Origin of the sequence: Lentzea terrae, assembly GCF_003265345.1 — a bacterium.
Classification (GTDB): domain Bacteria; phylum Actinomycetota; class Actinomycetes; order Mycobacteriales; family Pseudonocardiaceae; genus Lentzea; species Lentzea terrae.
The window spans coordinates 249,566-267,688 of record NZ_QFWW01000020.1; the positions used below are offsets into that span (position 1 = coordinate 249,566).

General features: G+C 67.0%; 19 protein-coding genes. 4 read left to right on the forward strand and 15 right to left on the reverse strand.

The genetic code is table 11. The features are described 5' to 3' along the window. The 11 genes from DI276_RS51180 to DI276_RS23130 form a co-directional block, all read right to left on the reverse strand. A partial coding sequence (locus DI276_RS51180) for a DUF222 domain-containing protein (protein ID WP_119724484.1) occupies positions 1-477 on the reverse strand: 477 nt, incomplete at its 3' end. 146 nt (positions 478-623) lie between these two features. Continuing rightward, positions 624-1,274, reverse strand: a complete 651-nt coding sequence (locus DI276_RS23085) for a GntR family transcriptional regulator (protein ID WP_157984886.1) — start codon at positions 1,272-1,274, stop codon at positions 624-626. Between the two features lie 21 nt (positions 1,275-1,295). Beyond that, the gene (locus tag DI276_RS23090) at positions 1,296-2,612 is read right to left on the reverse strand and encodes an ABC transporter substrate-binding protein (protein WP_232836899.1); all 1,317 of its coding nucleotides are present in this window, start codon (positions 2,610-2,612) and stop codon (positions 1,296-1,298) included. Between the two features lie 20 nt (positions 2,613-2,632). Next, positions 2,633-3,532: an acetylxylan esterase gene (locus DI276_RS23095; RefSeq protein ID WP_112266672.1), complete on the reverse strand. Its 900-nt coding sequence runs from the start codon at positions 3,530-3,532 to the stop codon at positions 2,633-2,635. Beyond that, positions 3,526-5,685: a glycosyl hydrolase family 95 catalytic domain-containing protein gene (locus tag DI276_RS23100; protein ID WP_198680836.1), complete on the reverse strand. Its 2,160-nt coding sequence runs from the start codon at positions 5,683-5,685 to the stop codon at positions 3,526-3,528. Before DI276_RS23100 ends, DI276_RS23095 begins: the two co-directional genes overlap by 7 nt. Then, complete coding sequence (locus DI276_RS23105) at positions 5,682-6,563, reverse strand: carbohydrate ABC transporter permease (RefSeq protein WP_198680837.1); 882 nt, start codon at positions 6,561-6,563, stop codon at positions 5,682-5,684. Before DI276_RS23105 ends, DI276_RS23100 begins: the two co-directional genes overlap by 4 nt. Positions 6,564-6,573: 10 nt before the next feature. Continuing rightward, positions 6,574-7,536: a carbohydrate ABC transporter permease gene (locus DI276_RS23110; protein WP_198680838.1), complete on the reverse strand. Its 963-nt coding sequence runs from the start codon at positions 7,534-7,536 to the stop codon at positions 6,574-6,576. 22 nt (positions 7,537-7,558) lie between these two features. After that, on the reverse strand, positions 7,559-9,496 hold the full coding sequence (locus tag DI276_RS23115; protein ID WP_198680839.1) for a fibronectin type III domain-containing protein: 1,938 nt from the start codon (positions 9,494-9,496) through the stop codon (positions 7,559-7,561). A 15-nt stretch (positions 9,497-9,511) separates the two neighbouring features. Continuing rightward, positions 9,512-10,600, reverse strand: a complete 1,089-nt coding sequence (locus DI276_RS23120) for a mandelate racemase/muconate lactonizing enzyme family protein (protein WP_112266676.1) — start codon at positions 10,598-10,600, stop codon at positions 9,512-9,514. Positions 10,601-10,878: 278 nt separating this feature from the next. Further along, entirely contained in the window at positions 10,879-11,334 is a 456-nt protein-coding gene (locus tag DI276_RS23125) for an SRPBCC family protein (protein ID WP_112266678.1), read from the reverse strand. A 33-nt stretch (positions 11,335-11,367) separates the two neighbouring features. Continuing rightward, complete coding sequence (locus tag DI276_RS23130; RefSeq protein ID WP_112266680.1) at positions 11,368-12,297, reverse strand: D-2-hydroxyacid dehydrogenase family protein; 930 nt, start codon at positions 12,295-12,297, stop codon at positions 11,368-11,370. 25 nt (positions 12,298-12,322) lie between these two features. Between DI276_RS23130 and DI276_RS23135 the strand changes: the two genes are divergently transcribed. After that, complete coding sequence (locus DI276_RS23135) at positions 12,323-12,778, forward strand: DUF3291 domain-containing protein (protein WP_112266682.1); 456 nt, start codon at positions 12,323-12,325, stop codon at positions 12,776-12,778. Here DI276_RS23135 and DI276_RS23140 read toward each other — a convergent pair. Further along, a complete protein-coding gene (locus tag DI276_RS23140; RefSeq protein WP_112266684.1) occupies positions 12,738-13,301 on the reverse strand; it encodes a TetR/AcrR family transcriptional regulator in 564 nt (187 codons plus the stop codon). The two genes, DI276_RS23135 and DI276_RS23140, sit on opposite strands and share 41 nt — an antisense overlap. A gap of 53 nt (positions 13,302-13,354) precedes the next feature. Between DI276_RS23140 and DI276_RS23145 the strand changes: the two genes are divergently transcribed. Continuing rightward, positions 13,355-13,756 carry a hypothetical protein gene (locus DI276_RS23145; RefSeq protein WP_112266686.1) on the forward strand — a complete coding sequence of 134 codons (402 nt, stop codon included), beginning with the start codon at positions 13,355-13,357 and terminating at the stop codon, positions 13,754-13,756. Here DI276_RS23145 and DI276_RS23150 read toward each other — a convergent pair. The 3 genes from DI276_RS23150 to DI276_RS23160 all read right to left on the reverse strand — a co-directional run bounded on the left by DI276_RS23150 (position 13,737) and on the right by DI276_RS23160 (position 16,551). Then, on the reverse strand, positions 13,737-14,867 hold the full coding sequence (locus DI276_RS23150; RefSeq protein ID WP_112267626.1) for a lipase family protein: 1,131 nt from the start codon (positions 14,865-14,867) through the stop codon (positions 13,737-13,739). The genes DI276_RS23145 and DI276_RS23150 overlap by 20 nt on opposite strands. A 105-nt stretch (positions 14,868-14,972) precedes the next feature. After that, positions 14,973-16,070 (reverse strand): calcium:proton antiporter, encoded by a 1,098-nt coding sequence (locus DI276_RS23155; protein WP_112267628.1) that lies wholly within the window; start codon positions 16,068-16,070, stop codon positions 14,973-14,975. Between the two features lie 118 nt (positions 16,071-16,188). After that, a complete protein-coding gene (locus DI276_RS23160; RefSeq protein WP_157984887.1) occupies positions 16,189-16,551 on the reverse strand; it encodes an SSI family serine proteinase inhibitor in 363 nt (120 codons plus the stop codon). 175 nt (positions 16,552-16,726) lie between these two features. On the opposite strand from DI276_RS23160, the gene DI276_RS23165 reads away from it, so the two are divergent. Beyond that, complete coding sequence (locus DI276_RS23165; RefSeq protein WP_232836853.1) at positions 16,727-17,413, forward strand: D-alanyl-D-alanine carboxypeptidase family protein; 687 nt, start codon at positions 16,727-16,729, stop codon at positions 17,411-17,413. Between the two features lie 91 nt (positions 17,414-17,504). After that, positions 17,505-18,122, forward strand: a complete 618-nt coding sequence (locus tag DI276_RS23170; protein ID WP_112266690.1) for a TetR/AcrR family transcriptional regulator — start codon at positions 17,505-17,507, stop codon at positions 18,120-18,122. Position 18,123 lies beyond the last annotated feature (1 nt).

The following is an 18,123-nucleotide window of genomic DNA, read 5'->3' on the forward strand; positions in this document are numbered from 1 at the left end:
CGGGTCACGCGGCTCCGGGTCGTTCTGGTAGAGGCCGTAGACGAGCGCCCGGCCCAGCTTGCGCACCGCGGCGGGCTCGAACTCCCGTGCGTAACCCACGACCGTGGCCTCGTGTTCGGCGGGCAGGTCCCGCATGACCTCGGCGACCACCGCGACATGCTCCAGCGACAACACGCCCTCGGCCACCGCCTCAGCGGTCACCAGAAGCTCCGGGGCGAGCTCACTGCCGGTCGGCGTGATCTCCCGACCCAGCAAACCCGCGTTCGCCACCCACCGCTGAGCGGTCTTCAGATCCCACCGCACCACGTGCCGCAGCACCTGAGCCAGATTCTTGTAACCCAGCTCGGAAGCGGCACCGCGCCGATCCAACTCGGCAATTTTCTGCATAACAGCAGATTCACGAACCCGGATTTCCATCACCTCAGAGACGATGCCGCGCAGCAGCTCGTCGGTCAGGAGGAGTCGGGGTTCGATCACGTGTTCTACTCTACCGCAAGATCACAAAACAATAACGGCCTATGGTGAACACCATCGAGTGAACCGAGCCGAACACCAATCCCAACGCGGAAACCGGTAATGACGCAAGACGAACAACCCAACGTGCCCACGCGAGGCCGCGTGCCCTACATCCGGTCCAGCAACCGGCTCCGCGCGATCTCCAGGTGCGCGGTCATGGCCGCACTGGCCCCCACCTCATCCCCAGCGACCAGCGCCTCCGCGATCGCCCGGTGCTCGGTGATGGTCTGCACCCCGAACGGCTGCTGGAAGTTCAGTCGGAACAGGTGCAGATGACAGTGAGTCTTGGCAAACGCCTGCAGCACAGCGTCATTGCCCGCAATCCGCAGGATGAGCTCGTGCAACCGCTGATCGTGCGCCGTCAAGTTCTTGTAGTCGTCATAGGCGTCGTCAGCGGGAGCGGCCGGGCAGGTGGCCAGCTCCGACTCGATCAGCGCGACGCTCTCGGCCGTCATGCGACCCGCCGCCAGTGCCGCGGACGGCGGCTCCAGCAGCAGGCGCAGGGCGTATAGGTCGTCGACCTGTTTGCGGTTCAGCAGGTCCGTCACGCGGTAGCCGCGCAACGGGAGCCTGCTGACCAGCTCTTCGGATTCGAGACGCGCCAGGGCCTCGCGGACCGGGGTCGGGGACACGTCGAGCCGGCGCGCGATCTCGTCGATGTTGACGCGGGCGGCCGGCGCGATGCCGTCGCTCATGATCAGCGCGCGGATCTGCTCGTAGACGTCGTCCGCGAGCACGCGCCTCGTCGGTATCCGCAACACCACTCCTGGGGCTCCTGTTCAGTTCTTCGCCAGTATCTCCTGCGAGACGCGTTCCATCTCGGCGAACACGTCATCCTGTCGCTGGCCGCCGAAGTAGGCTTCGAAGAGCGGCTGTTCGGCGGACTGCACCGCGGAGCCGTTGGCGTAGGCGGTGGAGGGGTAGAGCACACCGTCCTTCACGTACTGGTTGAACACGGACAGGTCGACGCCCTGCGACTTCATCGAGGTCACGGTGTTGTCCATGGCGGCAGGAATCGACGGGAAGAACGTGCCGGTGGCGCCTGCCTTGGTCTGACACTCCTCGCTGCCCATGTAGCTGACCCACTTCCAGGTGAGGTCAGGATTGCGAGTGCCCGCCCAGATGTTGTTGCCGTTCGAGTTGGACAACACGGAGCGCTTACCCGAAGGACCGATCGGAGTCGGCGCGATGCCCACCGGAACGCCGGGAATCTTGCCGAACGACGGCGCTGACCAGGAGCCGCCGATCGTCATCGCGGTCTTGCCGGAGCCGACCAGGTCGATGTCGGAGATGGTCGACTGGTTGCCGGTGGTGAAGGTGCCGAGCTTCGGCGAGAAGCCGCGGTCGGTCAGGGACGTCACCCACTTCATCGTCCGCACGAAGCGGGGGTCGGTGAAGTTGAACTTGGTGGGCCACTGGTCCTTGTCGCCCATCTTCCAGCCCAGGGTCGAGACGAGCGGCGCCCAGGTGGTTTCGCCGATGAAGCTGCGGCCGGCGATCGCGCCGACGCCGTAGGTGGCGACGGCGTTCTTGTCGAAGCCGGGGTCGTCGCCGCGCTTGCCGTTCTTGTCGATCGTCAACCGTGCCACGATCTTCACGAACGTGCCGCCGTCGTCGGGGTTCCAGGTCATCTGCGCCACGTCCGCCTCGGGGATGCCTGCCGCAGTCAGCGCGTCGACGCGGTAGTAGATGCCGGCGGCGGCCCAGTCCAGCGGCAGCGCGTACTGCTTGCCGTCGGTGAACTTCCAGGTGTCGACGCCGACGGAGTACTTCTTGAGGTCCAAAGAGGACTTCGCGATGAGGTCGTCGAGCGGCATCAGCTGGTGCTGTGAGGCGTAGGACTGCAGGAACTGCACGGAGTTCTGGAACGCGTCGGGCGCGGTGCCCGCCACGAAACCGGCGGTGAGCTTGGTGAAGTAGTCGTCGACGTTGTAGCGGGTGATCTTCACGTCGACGCCGGTGTTGGCGGCCTCGAACGCCTTCTCGCACTCGCCGTAGGCGACTGCCTGTTTGTCGTCCCAGGTCCACCAGTTCACGGTGTTGGCGGAGGCGGAGTCGGAACCCGACGAGCAGCCCGCGACCACGAGCGCTGTCACAGCTGCCAAGGCGGCGATTTTCATGGCTTCTCCAGGAGACGGAAGGCGTCCAGGGCGATGTCGAGGTCGTCGGAGCCGCCCGCCTCGTGGGCGTTGTGCTCCCAGACCTGGATCTGACGTGGGCCCGCGTAGGCGTGGTAGGCGCCGAACACGGTCGAGGGCGGCACGATGTCGTCCATCAGGCCGATCGAGAACCAGGCGGGGGCGACTGCTCGAGCGGCGAACCCCACACCGTCGAAATAGGACAGTGTCGGGAAGATGTCGGTACGGCGGTTCTCGGCGATGTACGTGTTGAGCTCGGTGTAGGGCGGACGGCCGCAGACGTTCAGGGCGCGGCGGAAGTCGCACAGGAACGGCGCCTGCGCGTGCACTGCGGCCAGGTCGGGGACGAGTCCGGCCACTGCCAACGCGATGCCGCCGCCCTGGCTGTTGCCGATCACCGCCACGTCCGGAGAGCCCAGTGCCCGCACCGCATCCACCGCACGAACGGCGTCCGTGAACACCCGCCGGTAGAAATAGGTCGAGCGGTCGGCGATGCCACGGGTCAGGAAACCGGCGCCACCACGCTGGTCGCGCACCTCCACCTGCAGGTGCGCGAACCCGGCACTCGCCCAGGTCAGGTTCTCTACCGCACTCCCCCGGTTGCCGCCGTAACCGTGGTACTGCACGACGGCAGGCAGGCCGGACGAACCACGAGGAGTCCGCAGCCAGGCGCGAATCCGGTCACCGCCGAACCCGGAGAACGTCACGTCGTAGACGTCGAGAGTCTGCAACGGAGTGGAGACCGGCACAGCGTCGACCTTCAGTTCGAACGAACGAGCCTCGGCCAGCGTCGAGTCCCAGAACGCGTCGAAGTCGTCCGGCCGGACGTAAGAACTGCGGTACTCCCAGAGCGCGTCCAAGCCCAGGTCGGTCAGCACGAAACCCTCCCGCGCACTTCCACGACGTCGGAAACCACGACCTCGGTGATCTCCCCGCCGATGCTCACCGGCACGACCTCCGCGGCGTCACCGGACAACCGCCGCACCCGCACGACGACCTCGCCGGACTCCCACGAGACGTCGATCGCGAGCCCGCCACGGCACCGCAGACCGCGCGCCGAGCCGTGTGACCAACCGGAAGGCAACGCGGGCAGGATGTCGATCACGCCGGTGTGGCTCTGCACCACGACTTCCGCCAACGCAGCCGTGAAGCCGTAGTTGCCGTCGATCTGGAACGGCGGGTGTGTGCTGAACAGGTTCGGCAGCAGGCCACCCCACTCCGAGCCGTCGAACGGCGCGTCGCGGTGCCGGTCGCCGGTGAACGCCTGCGAGGCCTCGGAAAGCAGCGAGCGCACGGTCTCGCCATCGCTCAACCGGGCCCGCAGCGCCATCTTCCAGGCCCACGACCAGCCCATCGCGCCGTTGCCGCGCCGGTCCAGCACCTCAACGGCCGCGTCGCCGAGCGGCGTGCCGGCGACGATCTGGCCGAGCGGGTAGACGGACACCAGGTGCGACATGTGCCGGTGCGTAGGGTCTTCTTCCGGCAGATCGGCGACCCACTCCCCGATCCGGCCGTCGAACACCGGAATCGGCCGCAGACGTGGCAACGCGGCCGAGATCTCCGCGAGCAGCGGATCAGCCCGGCCAGACGCCAGTGCCAGCGCCAAAGTCCGTTCGAACACAGCGCGAATCAGCACCACGTCCATGGTCACGGACCAGGTCAGCGCCTGCGGTTCACCGCCAGAATCGAGAAACCAGTTCTCCGGCGAGGTCGACGGGCACGTGTCGAGGTAGCCGTCCAGGCCTTCGACCAGCCAGTCGAGGCAGAACTCCGCACAGCCGCGCAACAACGGCCACGCGCGCTCCAAAGTGGACCAGGTGCGGGCGAAGTCGAACTGGTCCCACGCGTGCTGGACCAGCCACGCTCCGCCCATCTGCCAGAGCGCCCACGACACCGCGCCGTGACCCATGCCGACGGGCAACGCCCAGCCCCACGCGTCGGTGTTGTGGTGGGCCACCCAGCCGCGCGCCCCGTACAACGAGCGGGCCACCTCCGCGCCGGTGACCGCTAGCTTCTCCAGCAGCTGCAGCAACGGTTCGTGGCACTCGGCGAGCCCGGTGACCTCGGCCGCCCAGTAGTTCATCTGGGTGTTGATGTTGATCGTGTAGTTGGACGACCAGGCCGGCCGCAGCTCGCCGTTCCAGATGCCCTGCAGGTTCGCGGGTGGCGCACCGGGCCGGGAGGACGAGACCAGCAGGTAGCGGCCGAACGCGAACAGCACCGAAGCCGTGAGCTGCTCGTCCTTGCCCTGCAACAGCTCTGGCACGTCGACGACGTCCGGTAGATCGCCGAACCGCACGTCGCACGCGTCCATCAGCGTCATGTGGTCGCCGTGGCGCTTACCGGCCCACAACGACTCGGTCGTGGTGGTGCTGGTGAGCGTGAGCAGCCATCGGTCGTCGTGCGAGATCTTGGCGGTCACCGTGCCGCGCTCACCGGAACCGTAGACCGGCGCGTCGACCTGCGGTTCGTGCTTGGGCGCCGAGTCGACCGGGATGTCGACCACCAGGAAGAGCCCGTCTCGCGATACCTCGCGCAGCGGCGTCGTCAGCTCGACGTCCAGCGGCACGGCACCGGTGATCTCCACGCACAGCGCGGTTTCTGAGGCCCACACCCGCCGAACGACCTTGGCACCGTCGATGGTCAGCCGCTCAGTGACCACACCCGTGTTCAGATCCAACGTGCGGCCGTGCGACTCACCCTCAGGCAAGGTGATCCACAGGTCCACGTACGGCAGGAACGTCTGGCTGTACGGGCCCTCGAACGACATCAGCAACTGAGTCGCCCGCTCCAGATCACCGGAGAAGATCGCCGAGCGCACCTCTTCCAGTCGCTCAGGACCAGCACCGGCTGCCAGAACGTCGGCCAGCGCGCGGGAAGGCCCGTCCGCGGTACCTGACCACACGGTCGCGTCGTTGACCTGCACGCGGGACCGCCCGGCCCCGCCGAACACCATCGCGCCAAGGCGTCCGTTGCCCACGGGCAGCGCCTCGGTCCACTCCGCCGCCTGAGACGGCCAGTGCAGTTTCACTTGATCCCCGTGAAGCCGATGGAGTTGACCAGCCGCCGCCCGAAGACCACGAACAGCAGCAGCATCGGCAGCGCCGCGACCAGCGTCGCCGCCATCAGCCCTGCCCAGTCCAGCGACGCCTGCGGGGAGGACTGCTTGAACACCGCGAGCGCGAGGGTGAGCGGGCGGACCGACTCGTCGTTGGTGACGAGCAACGGCCAGAAGTAGTCGTTCCAGGTGGTGATGAACGTCAGCAGCGTCAGCGTCGCCATCGGCGCCACGCTCATCGGCAGCACGATCCGGAAGCACACGCGCAACGGCCCGGCGCCGTCGATGATCGCGGCTTCCTCGACCTCGTTCGAGAGCCCGAGCATGAACTGCCGCAGGAAGAAGATGTTGAACGCGGAGAAGAACGCGCCGGGCAGGATCATGCCGCCGAACGTGTTCAACAGCCCCAGGTCCTTCATCAGCACGAAGTTCGGCAGCAGCGTGAACACCGACGGCACCATCAGCGCGGTGAGCAGGACGCCGAATACCACGTCCCGGCCCTTCCACTGCAGCCGCGCGAACGCATAAGCGGCCAGGGCCGAGAACCCGACGGTGCAGAGCGTCAGAAGTCCCGCGTACACAATGGAGTTCCACAGCGCCAGCGCCAGGTCGATCTTGGCGCCCGAACCGCCCTCAGCCGCCGCCTCGGCGGGTGTCGCCAGGCCCAGAGCCCGCTTGAACGGACCCCACGTGAAGTCCACCGGCAGCAACGACGACGGGTCGGTCGACATCGCGAAGTTGTTGGACAGCGCCGTGCGCAGGATCCAGTAGAACGGGAAGACCGTGATCAGCAGGACGACGATCAGGTAGCCCCAGGCCACGCTCCTGCCGAGCTTCATCGAGAGATTCACCTGCTGCTCCTCAGTTCGTGTCCGACTCGCCCGCACGGGCCATCCGCAGCTGCGTGAAGGTCACCGTGACGAGCAGCAGGAACAGGGCGAGCGACATGGTGGCGGCGTAACCGAAGTCGAACTGGCCGAAAGCCTTGTCGTAGATGTACATCTGCAGCACCAGCGACGCGTCCGCCGGACCGCCCTTGGTGGAGACCTGGACGATGTCGAAGACCTGGGTCGCGCTGATCACGTTGAGGATCACGACCATCACCAGGATCGGCCGCAACAACGGCAGCGTGAGCGAGCGGAACATCTGCCACTCCGACGCGCCGTCGATCCGCCCGGCCTCGTAGATCGACGCGGGAATCGTCTGCAGGCCCGCGAAGATGAGCACCGCGTTGTAGCCCATGGACTTCCACACGTTCAGCGCGGCGAGCGTCGGCACCGCCCAGCCGCCGGAACCGAAGAACATGACCGGCTCGCCGAAGATCCAGGTGATCAGCTGGTTCACGATGCCGAGCTGCGGGTCGAGCATCCACGTCCACACCAGCGCCGTGACGACGCCGGAGATGAGGAACGGCAGGATCATCAACCCGCGGACCGTCGTGCCGACCCCCAGCCGGTGCAGCACGACAGCGGTGACGAGCGAGACGCCGACGCCCAGAACCACGGACAGCACGACGAAGTACGCGGTGACGCCGAGCGAGTGCCAGAACCGGCCGTCGTCGATCAGTTCCTGGACGTTCTGCAGGCCCGTCCAGACCGGCGGGGTGAGGATGTGGAACTCGGTGAAGCTGAGGTAGACGCCGCGCAGCATCGGGTAGGCGAAGAACACGCCGAACCCGAGTACCGCCGGGGCGACCAGCAGCCACGCAACCCACGTGTCGTGGCGGCGTGAGGCGGGTCCTTTGCGGCGGCGAGCTGTGGGTGGAGGCGCCGTGGTGGCAGGTCCACGCACGACATGGGCGCTGGAGTCTTGCACGGTTGTCACCACGACGCCTCCTGTTCAGGGGTTAGATGCGGATGCTGTCGACGTCGAACACGGAATCGTCCGGGTTGCCGAACCTGATGGTGTTGTTGCCTGCCAACAGGTAGATGGGCACGGTGACCTTCTGCGGCAGGCTCCAGTTGTCGTCGTTGGCGCCGGCGACGGGCAGCTTGAAGCTGGTGCCGTTCACCGTCACGATGCCGGTCCGACCAGAAGTGGCGTCCACATAGGACAGCTCGACCAGGTAGGTGCCTTCGCGCGGCACGTTCACCGTCGGCATCGTGAGCACGCCGCTACCGCCGATGAACCCGACCTTCTGCCCGGCCGAGCACTCACAGCCGTATGCAGTCGCACCGCCGCCGAGGCTGCCCTTCTCCGCCTCGTACGCAACAGATTCCTTCGGCGTCACAAAGGAGACCGGCTTCGAGCGGTTGCCGTTCTGCACCACGGTGAACTCGTAAGAGGTCGCCGGGGTCAGACCGGCGACAGTCACGTTGGTCGAAGTGGTCGTCGCGACCTTCTTGTTGCCCGCGTATACGTCATAGCGCACGCCGGACTTGCCCTGCCACTTCAACGAAACGCTGGTCGGCGTTGCACCGGTGCCCTGGACCACCGTCGGCGAGACGGCGGCGCGCGGCGTGATCTTCAGCAGCTTCGTGCCGTGCACCGGCAGGTCGGCGCTGAACGAGCCCTTGGCCTGGCCGATGTCCCTGCGCTCCCACACGTCCCGGACCTTGGCGGTGCCGTTGATGCCGAGCTGCGCGAAGTCGGCGGTGACGGTGGCGGGCCTGGAGCCGAGGTTGAACAGCGCCACGGTGAAGCTGCCGTCGGCGTTGCGGGCGTACCAGACCTGCTGGTCGGAGAACTGGTCGACCGGACGGGCGGGAATGCCGGCCTGGTTGAGGCCGATGACCTCGTCGTTGGTGAGCAACTTGTAGCCGAAGTCGTCGATCTTGGTGAGGTCGTCGCCCAGGTACAGCGGGGAGTTCGAGATCGCCCACAGCGTCATGTAGCTGCGGCGCTCTTCCTCGGTGATGCCGTCCATCTCGCCGTTGCCGACGTTGAGGCTGTCGAGGTTGTTCCAGCGGCCGGGCCCGGCGTCGTCGATCCACTGCACGACATCGTTCCACCGCTGCTTCACCGAGTTGCTCCAGGTGACGAGCGTCGGGCAGTAGCACTCGACGTCGGTGTCGACGCGCCAGCCGTTGGTGTTGGCCTTCCACACGTCGGCCTGGCGGTGGCTGAGCGCCCAGGAGATCAGGAACTCGATCGGCCGGCCGGTGCGCTTCAGCGCGATGTTCCACGCCTTGACGTCCGACGTGTTGTCGAACCGCTCGCCGCCCTTGAAGCTGCCGGGCCCGACGCCGTCGAGCTTCAGAAAGTCGACCCCGTAGCCCGCGATGACCTGCGCGATCGAGTCGATGTACTTCTGCGAGCAGGGGTTGTCGAAGTTCATCTTGTAGGCCATCTCCCACCCGTTGGTCTTGCGCAGGTCCGGGTAGACGATGTCCTTGGTGGTGCAGCCGGGCGCGTTGTAGATCGGCGTCTTGCCGTCGTTGTACGCCTTGAGGTCCAACCCGACCGCGAGGTACGAGCCGTACTTGAGCCCCTTGCCGTGCACGTAGTCGCCAAGCCACTTCATGCCGCGCGGGAACTTCTTGGCGTCCGCCACCGGCCGCCCGTACTCGTCGAACGAGCCGAGCCAGCCGGCGTCGACGTTGATGTGGTTGTAGCCGTGCTTCTTGAACCGCGCCGCGAGCACGTCCGCCTGCTGCAGCACGTTCTTCTCGTTCAGCCAGCTGGCCGGACCGTCCGGGTTGACGCCGGGGTAGTTGGTCGCCTGCAAGCTCCAGCTGCTCCAGCCCATGTAGGGCTTCGCGGCGATGTTGGTTTCTTGGGCTTCTGCTGCTGGGACCGCGATCAGCGACGCGAGCAGGCCGGCAACGACACCTAACGCTCTCAAGACCACTCCTCTGTTTCAGCCGACCCGGAGGTCGTCCATTGCGTCGCGGTCCCAGTCGATGCCGAGACCTGGTGTGTCCGGAGCGAGCGCATGTCCGTTGTGGACGGTGAGCTCGCCCTTGGTGATGGCGCGCAGCTGCGGGATGTGCTCCACGTACTTGCCGTTGGGCACCGCGGCGGCAAGGCTGACGTGCAGCTCCATCAGGAAGTGCGGGCAGACGTCCGCGTTGAACGCCTCCGCGGTGTGCGCGACCTTGAGGAATGGCGTGATGCCGCCGATCCGCGCCGCGTCGACCTGGATGATGGAGGCGGCACCGCGCTCGAGGTACTCGCGGAACTGGGCCGTCGAATACAGCGACTCCCCCACCGCGATCGGGATGGTCGTTTGCCGCGCCAACCGCACGTGCCCGCTCACGTCGTCAGCGGGCAGCGGTTCCTCGAGCCAGGCGAGGTTGACGTTCTGAAACGCTTGAGCGCGCCTGATCGCCTCAGCGGACGTCATGGACTGGTTGGCGTCGACCATGATCGCGAACCGCTCCCCGACGGCCTCCCGCACCGCCTCAAGCCGTTCGACGTCCTCGACCAGGTCGGGCTTGCCGACCTTCACCTTGATGCCCTGCCACCCCTGCTGCGCCGTTTCCTTGGCACCTTTGACCAGCTCTTCGGTGCTCAGGTGCAGCCAGCCGCCCTCGGTGTCGTACAGCGGCACCTCCTGCTTGTGGCCGCCCGCCATGCGCCACAACGGTTCCCCGGCGCGCAGGCACCGCAGGTCCCACAACGCGATGTCCACGGCGGCCAGCGCGAGCGAGGTGATCGCGCCGACCGTGGTGCTCCGCGTACTCGCGAACAGGTCCTGCCAGACGTGCTCGATCCGGCGCGCGTCGACGCCTTCGACTCGCGGCAGGAGATGGTCCTTCAGCAGCAAGAGGACGGAGCTGCCACCCGTGCCGATCGTGTAGGCGTAACCGAGTCCCGTGTTGCCGTCGTCGGTCGTGATCTCGACGAAAACGGTCTCCTGCTTGACGAACTGCTGGACCGCATCGGTGCGCAACGTCTCGACCGGAACGTCGACCTGGAACGCCTCGGCACGCAGGACCTTAGCCACGCCAACTCCTCGGATCTCTGATCCTATAGGATATTTGCGGGCATTGAACGCGGGCGTTACGAGGCTGTCAACCGTCGTTTGGCCACGCTCCCACGCTGGTGAGAGCGTTTACAACGGGTGCGAGCGACCGGTTCTGGTTCCGGTCCTCCGATGTTTGCAGCTCACGACCGGTGGTGGCTGCTGTTGGCACCTGTTGGAGTGTGCGTGAAGATGTGAGCGTTTCTGTCCGGTTGTCATCGGCGGACAGAAAGTGATTCAGAATGAGCGCATAGCCGCGCTCACGCCTTCTCAGCGACCTCTTTGAGCCGCGCCAGGGTCGCCTCGATGTTCGCCTGGTTCGTCACGGCACGGTCCTTCACGCCGGTCGCCAGCACCGTGATCGGCTTGTACCAGGCAGGCCGACGGTCCCAAGTAGCCTCCGTGACGCGGCAGCCGGAAGCGGTGGGCTCGATGTCGTACTGCCAGCGCGACACCGCCAGGCCCAGCGAGCGAACCTCGAACGCGAACCGCGAAGCCGAGCAGTCGGTGACCGTGGCGGTCGTCGGCCACACCCGCCAGCCGCGCCGGTTCAGGCCCCGGAACCTGGCTCCAACGGAAGGGCCGGCGGCACCGAGCCACCGACCTCCCGAGTACTCCTCGGCGACACCGCTCAGCCCGCGCAGGTCGCTGACCAGGTCGAACACGCGCTGCGGCGAGGCGGCGACGTCGATGTGCGCGGAGGCGTCAGGCGTCATGCGGCAGAACTTACTACCAGTAGGTAACTACCGCTAGAGCTGCCGAACCGGCTTGCCCTGGATGAAGGCGTGGATGTCCTCGACGGCCTCGCGGAAGTACGTCCGGTAGTTGGCCTGCGTGACATAGCCGAGGTGCGGGGTGGCGAGGACGTTCGGCAACGTCCTGAGCTCGTCGGCGAGCGGCAGCGGTTCGGTCTCGAAGACATCGAGGCCGGCACCGGCGATTCGCCGCTCCCGCAACACGTCCAGCAGCGCGGTGGAGTCGACGATGGCCGCACGGGAGGTGTTGATCAGGAACGCGCTCGGCTTCAGGCACGCCAGCGCGGCGGAATCCACCAACCCTCGAGTGCGCGCGCTCAGCACCAGGTGGATGGAGGCGAAGTCGGCCTGGCCCAGCAGGTCGTGCAACGAGGACGCCAGGCGCACGCCCTCGGCCTCCACCGCCGAGGACGTCAGGTTTTGGCTCCAGGCCACGACGTCCATGCCGAACGCCTTGCCGACGCGCCCGACCGCCTTGCCGAGGTGGCCGAAGCCGATCAGGCCGAGGGTGGCGCCGGCGAGGTCGACGCCGACCGTGCTCTGCCACGGGCCGCCGCTGTGGAAGGCGGCGTTCTCCACGGCGAGGTGTCGCGCCAGACCCAGGATCAACGCCCAGGTCAGCTCGGTCGGTGGGGTCTTCGCGCTGCCGGTGCCGCAGACCGTGACGCGGTGGTCGGCAGCAGCCCGCAGATCGATCGAGGCGTTGCGCATGCCGCTGGTGATCAGCAGTCGCAGCTTGGGCAGCCGGGCGAACAACGAGGCGGGGAACGGCGTGCGTTCGCGCATGATCACGACGCACTCGGCGTCGGCCAGGACGTCCGCGGGATCATCCAGGTGCTCGCGGATCACGGTCACGTCCAGGCCCGACCAGTTGGCGTTGGCCAGCGCCACGCCCTGGTAGTCGTCCAGCACCACGCACCTCATGGACTGATCATGTCAGAGTAGCCGCATGGGGGACTTCCACCTGGCCCAGGCCAACATCACGATCGGCCGGTACTCGTTCGACCACTGGCGGATGCGCGGGTTCGCGAACCGGGTCGACCCGATCAACGACCTGGCGCAGCGGGCGCCCGGCTTCGTCTGGCGGCCGACGTCGGAACGGATGATGAACGACCTGCTGCGACTGGGGCGCGACCCGATGTTGGAGGCGTTCAACCTCAGCGTGTGGGAGTCGGTCGAGGCGTTGTGGGAGTTCACCTTCGGCGGTCTGCACCTGGAGGCGGTCAAGCTCAGCGACAAGTGGTTCGACCCGGCCACCGCGCTGGACGTGATGTGGTGGGTGCCCGCCGGCCATCAGCCCACGACCGAGGAAGGGCTCGCGAAGCTCGACCTCGTCAAGCGGGAAGGCCCCACACAGAGCGGGTTCACGTTCCGGAAGCGGTTCCCTGCGCCAGTGCTCCCCTGACGATGATCTCCAGCAACGGCCGGGGATCGATCGCCTCGTCGCGGGCGAACTGCTGCAGGAACAGCCCCTGGACGCACATCCCGATCGTGTCCGAGGCGGCCAGCGGGTCGCGCACCCCGAGCCCCGCGAGCGCCGGGATCAGCATCGACGCCATGGTGGCCCGGCCGCGCAGCAACGCTTGGCGCACCTGAACATTGGTCGCGGCCTCCACCCACAGCACCATGCGCGCCTTGACGGTGGTGACGTTCGGGCCGGTCATGAACTCGTAGAGCCGGCACAGCTCGTTGATGAGCTCCTCCGGCGACGAGGGCTTGAGCGCGGCCTCGACCGTCGGGGCCTCCTGGCGCACCATCCAGTCCATGACGCCGTCCAGAAGTGCGGCACGGCTGCGGAAGTAGTTGGACGTCGACCCCTTCGGCAGGTCCGCGCGGTCGTCCACCCGCGCGTGCGTGAGGCCGCGCAGTCCCTCGGTGCCGAGCAGGTCGACGGCGGCGGCGAGGGCGCGTTCCCGGTTCGAGGTCACGATCCCACTATAAACGTAGTGACGGGACACTACGAACGTAGTACCGTCGATCCATGACAGCGACGATCGCCCTGGCCGCGTGGACCCTCAACACCGTGATCGGACTGGTGATGCTGCTGCGCCTGCTCAACGCACGAAGACCGGTGCCACCCCTCGCCTACTACCACCTCGTCACCGCGCTGGTCGGGCTCGTTTTCTGGATCGGCTTCATGGCCGTCGGCTCGGCCGTGCTGGCGTGGCTCGGGTTCGCGGTGCTCTTCCTGCACAACGCCTTCGGGGACCGCCTGCGAGTGCGGGGCTGGCAGAAGCGCAACCCCACCACTCAGAAGAACGTCTACCTCAAATCGATGATGGCCGCGATGAGAAGGCCACTCACGGCGGTGCACGCCACCCTCGCGGGAGTGACCTTCTTCCCCGCTCTCGCTGCCGCCGTGATCAGCAGTTGGGGCGCGTGACCTTGCCGGCGAAGCGGTCGCCCAACCAGTTCAGCGCGTTCGAGCCCCACGCACTGACCGCGGCGATGTGCCCGAGCAACGGCAGCGGCGTCCACTGCACGTCCGCGCCGAGCGAGCACCACTGCGAGCGCAGCTTCTGCCCGACGCTGAACGGAATGAGCTCGTCGAGCGTGCCGTGGTAGAGGTACACGGGCGTGGCCGGTTTGACCGTGCCGAGCGTGTTCTCGGTCAACCTCTTCTGCCACAACGGGTTCTGGATGACGTCCGGCTCCGTCGTCAGCGAGTTGAGCCGCGTGAACGGTGCCACCAAAGCGATCTCGGCGACGCACGAGTTGCGGATCTGGTCGATCACCTGCTGGCCGCGGGCGTTGAGCACGGAGGCCAACGGCAGTTCGGGATAGGCAGCGGCATATCCGGCCGCCGCAGCGAAGACCAGGCCCGAACCGGCGTTGCCGTCGTTGAACTTCGCGACCGCGTTCAGGTCGGCCGGCACGCCACCGGCCGCGACACCGACGACGTTCAGCGAAGGCGCGTAGGACTTCCACTGCTCGGCAGCGGCCGACGCGGCCTGACCACCTTGTGAGTACCCGAAAACGCCGACCGGTGCGGCCGCGGACAGGCCGGGGATGTTGCTCGCCGCCCGTGCGACGTCCAGCAGCGCACGGCCTTCCGAGCGGGCCACCGCGTAGGTGTGATCTCCTGGCGTGCCAAGGCCTTCGTAGTCGGTGACGGCGACCGCCCAGCCGTTGAACATGGCCTGCGCGAGGAACGCGATCTCGACCTCGGTGCCGTTTTGCAGCTGCTGCGACGGCGCGCATCGGTCGGCCATGCCCTGCGTGCCCATCGCGTAGGCGACGATCGGGCGCGGGCCGTTGGTCCACGGCAGCGGCGACACCAGGACCATGCCGGACACGACGTTGCTCGTGCCCGTCGCGGACGTGGAGCGGTAGCGGATGTCGTAGGCCTTCACCGGAGCCGGCAGCACCCTCAGCGGCTCCGGATGCCACGCCACCTCCCTGCTGCTGACCAGATCGCCCGGCGCAGCCGCCGCAGCGGGTGTGACCAGGGCTGATAACAGGAGAACGGCGGCGAGCACGGCGCGGAGCTGCATCATTGGACCCCTTTGTGGTAACCGACGTTACCGCAATGTAGGACCGAACGTCGTAACGCCGCAACAGGCTCTTCGGCTGGATGGATTCACACCTTGAGCGACCGTTCAGGGGTTCACGGCGAGGAACAGGAACGCCGCCAACAGCAGCAGGTGCACGCCGCCCTGCAACCTGGTCGCACGTCCCGGCACGACGGTCAGCACGCTGACCAGAACCGTCAACAGCAGCAGCACCATCTGCATCGGACCCAGCCCGAGCAGCAGCGGACCGTCCAACCAGACGGTGGCGAGCGCGATCGTCGGGATCGTGAGGCCGATGCTCGCGATCGCCGAGCCGTAGCCGAGGTTGAGGCTGGTCTGGATGCGGTCGCGCAACGCGGCCCGTGCGGCGGCGATCGTCTCGGGCAGCAGCACCAGCAGTGCGATCACGACGCCGACGAACGACTGCGGGAACCCGGCGGCCCGCACGCCGGCTTCGATCGCGGGCGACTCGATCTTCGCGAGGCCCACCACCGCGATCAGGGCGACGAGCAGGAGGCCGAGCGACGTGAGCGCGGCCCTGCCGGACGGGGCCTCGGCGTGTTCCTCGGTCTCGATCACGCCTTCTTCGGTGACGGGCAGGAAGAAGTCGCGGTGCCGGACGGTCTGGGTGAAGACGAACAGCGCATACAGGGCCAGGGAGGCGAGCGCGGCGAACGCCAGCTGCGGGCCGGAGAACTCGGGGCCGGGCGTGGACGTGGTGAACGTCGGCAGCACCAGCGTCAGCGTGGCGAGCGTGATCACTGTGGCCAGCGCGCCGCCGCTGCCCTCGGCGTTGAACAACGTCGTGCCGTGCTTGAGGGCGCCCAGTAACAACGCGATGCCGACGATGCCGTTCGTGGTGATCATGACCGCGGCGAACACGGTGTCGCGCGCGAGGGACGAGGCTTCGGAGCCGCCGGACACCATCAGCGTGACGATCAGGGCCACCTCGATGATCGTCACGGCGACCGCGAGGACCAGTGATCCGAACGGCTCCCCCACCCGGAGCGCGACGACCTCGGCGTGGTGCACGGCGGCGAGCACGGTCGCGGCGAGCACGACGGCGACCAGGGCGACGAGCACGGGTGCGAGGTCACGCCCCCAGGCCAGGGCGAGCAGCAGCACGCCGAGCACGGGGGTGATGGTCGTCCAGGACAGCAGCGGGGAGCGCGAGGTGGCGGCCATGATCACACCCTCGCACGTCCGACACGCCCGCCGCCGTTCGGCGTAGACCATTTCGCAAACGCAGAAAAGTGGAGTGGGACGCCCCTGCCGCGCCCCACTCCACATTTAGTACCGGTGCCTAGAAATCAAACAGAGCACCGGTGTGCGCCAGCATGACGCACGAGTTCGGGTAGGTGTGCACCTCGTGCACGGGCTCACCTCGCCAGAAGCCGAACATCGACACCTCGACCGGCGCGTAGATGAACGTGCAGGCACGGTTGTCGGACTGCATGGCCTGCAGGTCTGCGCCGGTGGCCGCCAACGTCGCGCAGGCGAGGGCCCTGCGCGGGTGGAGATCACCTCGTTCGCAGGTCAGGACGGTCGCCTTGAAGGCGTTGTCCTCGACATCGGAGTACTGCACCGTCAGCACCAGCGCGGTCCCCTGACTCGCGGCTGGGGCGGCCTGCGCGGTGCCGGCGAAGGCGAAAAGCGAGACGAACACTGCAACGATCGCAAGAATGCGGCCGGACATGAAAGCGGTCCTCCTGAGACCTCACAAAAACGGGCCGGTTCTCGGCCGCCGGAGATGTTGCCACCATGTTTCGGCGCCGCGAAAGGGGCCAGGAAACGTTCACCGATCACATTTGTGCGCTCCGCCGAAAGCGTGGTTGGGCCGAATGGATGTGTCGTCCGCCACGTTCGCGGGGACACAGCTGCCGACGGACTGTTACGGGTTGCTGACAGACACCGGCACGCGTGGACGTATTATTCGAATCATGTCCAAGACCTCCAGACGCGTCGTGTTCGGCGTGCTGCTGATCATCACACTCGTGGTTTCCACCGGCGCGGTGCTGGGATACCTGGGCAGATTGACGCTCGTGTTCGACCGGCAGCCGGGAAAGCCGCTCGCGATTCTCGAGGAAGTGCCGGGACCGCCGGACGGACCGAAGTGCCCGATCGACGCCCGCTATCTCGACGAGGCTCCGGAAGGCCTGCGCCCGGACGTGCTGCAGGCGTGGAAGTCGTTGCGTGCCAAGGCCGCTGAGCAGGGCGTTCAGCTCTGCCTGAACGACGGCAAGCGCAGCCGCGCACAACAGCAGAAGGAGTTCGACGACGCGGTGGAGAAGTTCGGGACCGAAGAACTCGCGTCCCGTTATGTGCTGAACCCGCCGGACCGCTCGATGCACGTCATCGGATTGGCCGTCGACATTCAGCCGATCGAATCGGCGAAATGGGTCGAGAAAAACGGCAGCACCTTCGGCTGGTGCCGCCGTTACGAAAACGAGCAGTGGCATTTCGAGTACAACGCCAGCTACTCCACCGGAGGCTGCCCACCGCTCGAGAAGAGCGCGACCGGCAGCTGAGTGTCCAGGTAAAGGTCTAGACGCCTGGGGTGCACACGAGGTTGCACCGACGTAATCTGACAACTCCGATTACCGGATTGGAGCCCCTCCAGTGGCCCGTGCCTACGGCGGTGTGTCACCCGAGCAGCGCAGGGCCGAGCGGCGCGCTCGGTTGCTGCAGGCCGGTTTGGCCCTCTTCACCAGCACGGGCTTCGCCGCCACCAAGATCACCGAACTGTGCACGGAGGCGGGCGTCTCCACGCGGAACTTCTACGAGGAGTTCGGCTCGAAGGAGGACCTGCTCCGCGAGCTGCACGACCTGATCAACGCCACGGCGTTCGCCCAGGTCCGCGAGGCGCTCACCGAACTGGGGACCGCCGACGTCGCCACCAGGATCGCGACGCTGCTGGACGTCTTCGTACGCACCGTGACCGCTGATCCCCGTGCGCCGCGCCTCAACTACGTGGAGGCGGTCGGCGTGAACGCGGAGATTGAGCAACAGCACGTGCGGTGGGTGAACACGTGGGCGGAGTTCATCGAGTCCGAGGCGCTCCGGGCGGCTGCCGTCGGGGTGGCGCCGCAGCGGTCGTACCGGTTGACCGCGATCGCGCTGGTCGGGGCGATCACCGGGCTGCTGCGGGAGTGGCAGGCGCACGAGCCGCCGCTCGCGGTCGACGAGATCGCGACCGAGATCCGTGAACTCATGCTGGCGGCGATCACCCGGCCGTAAC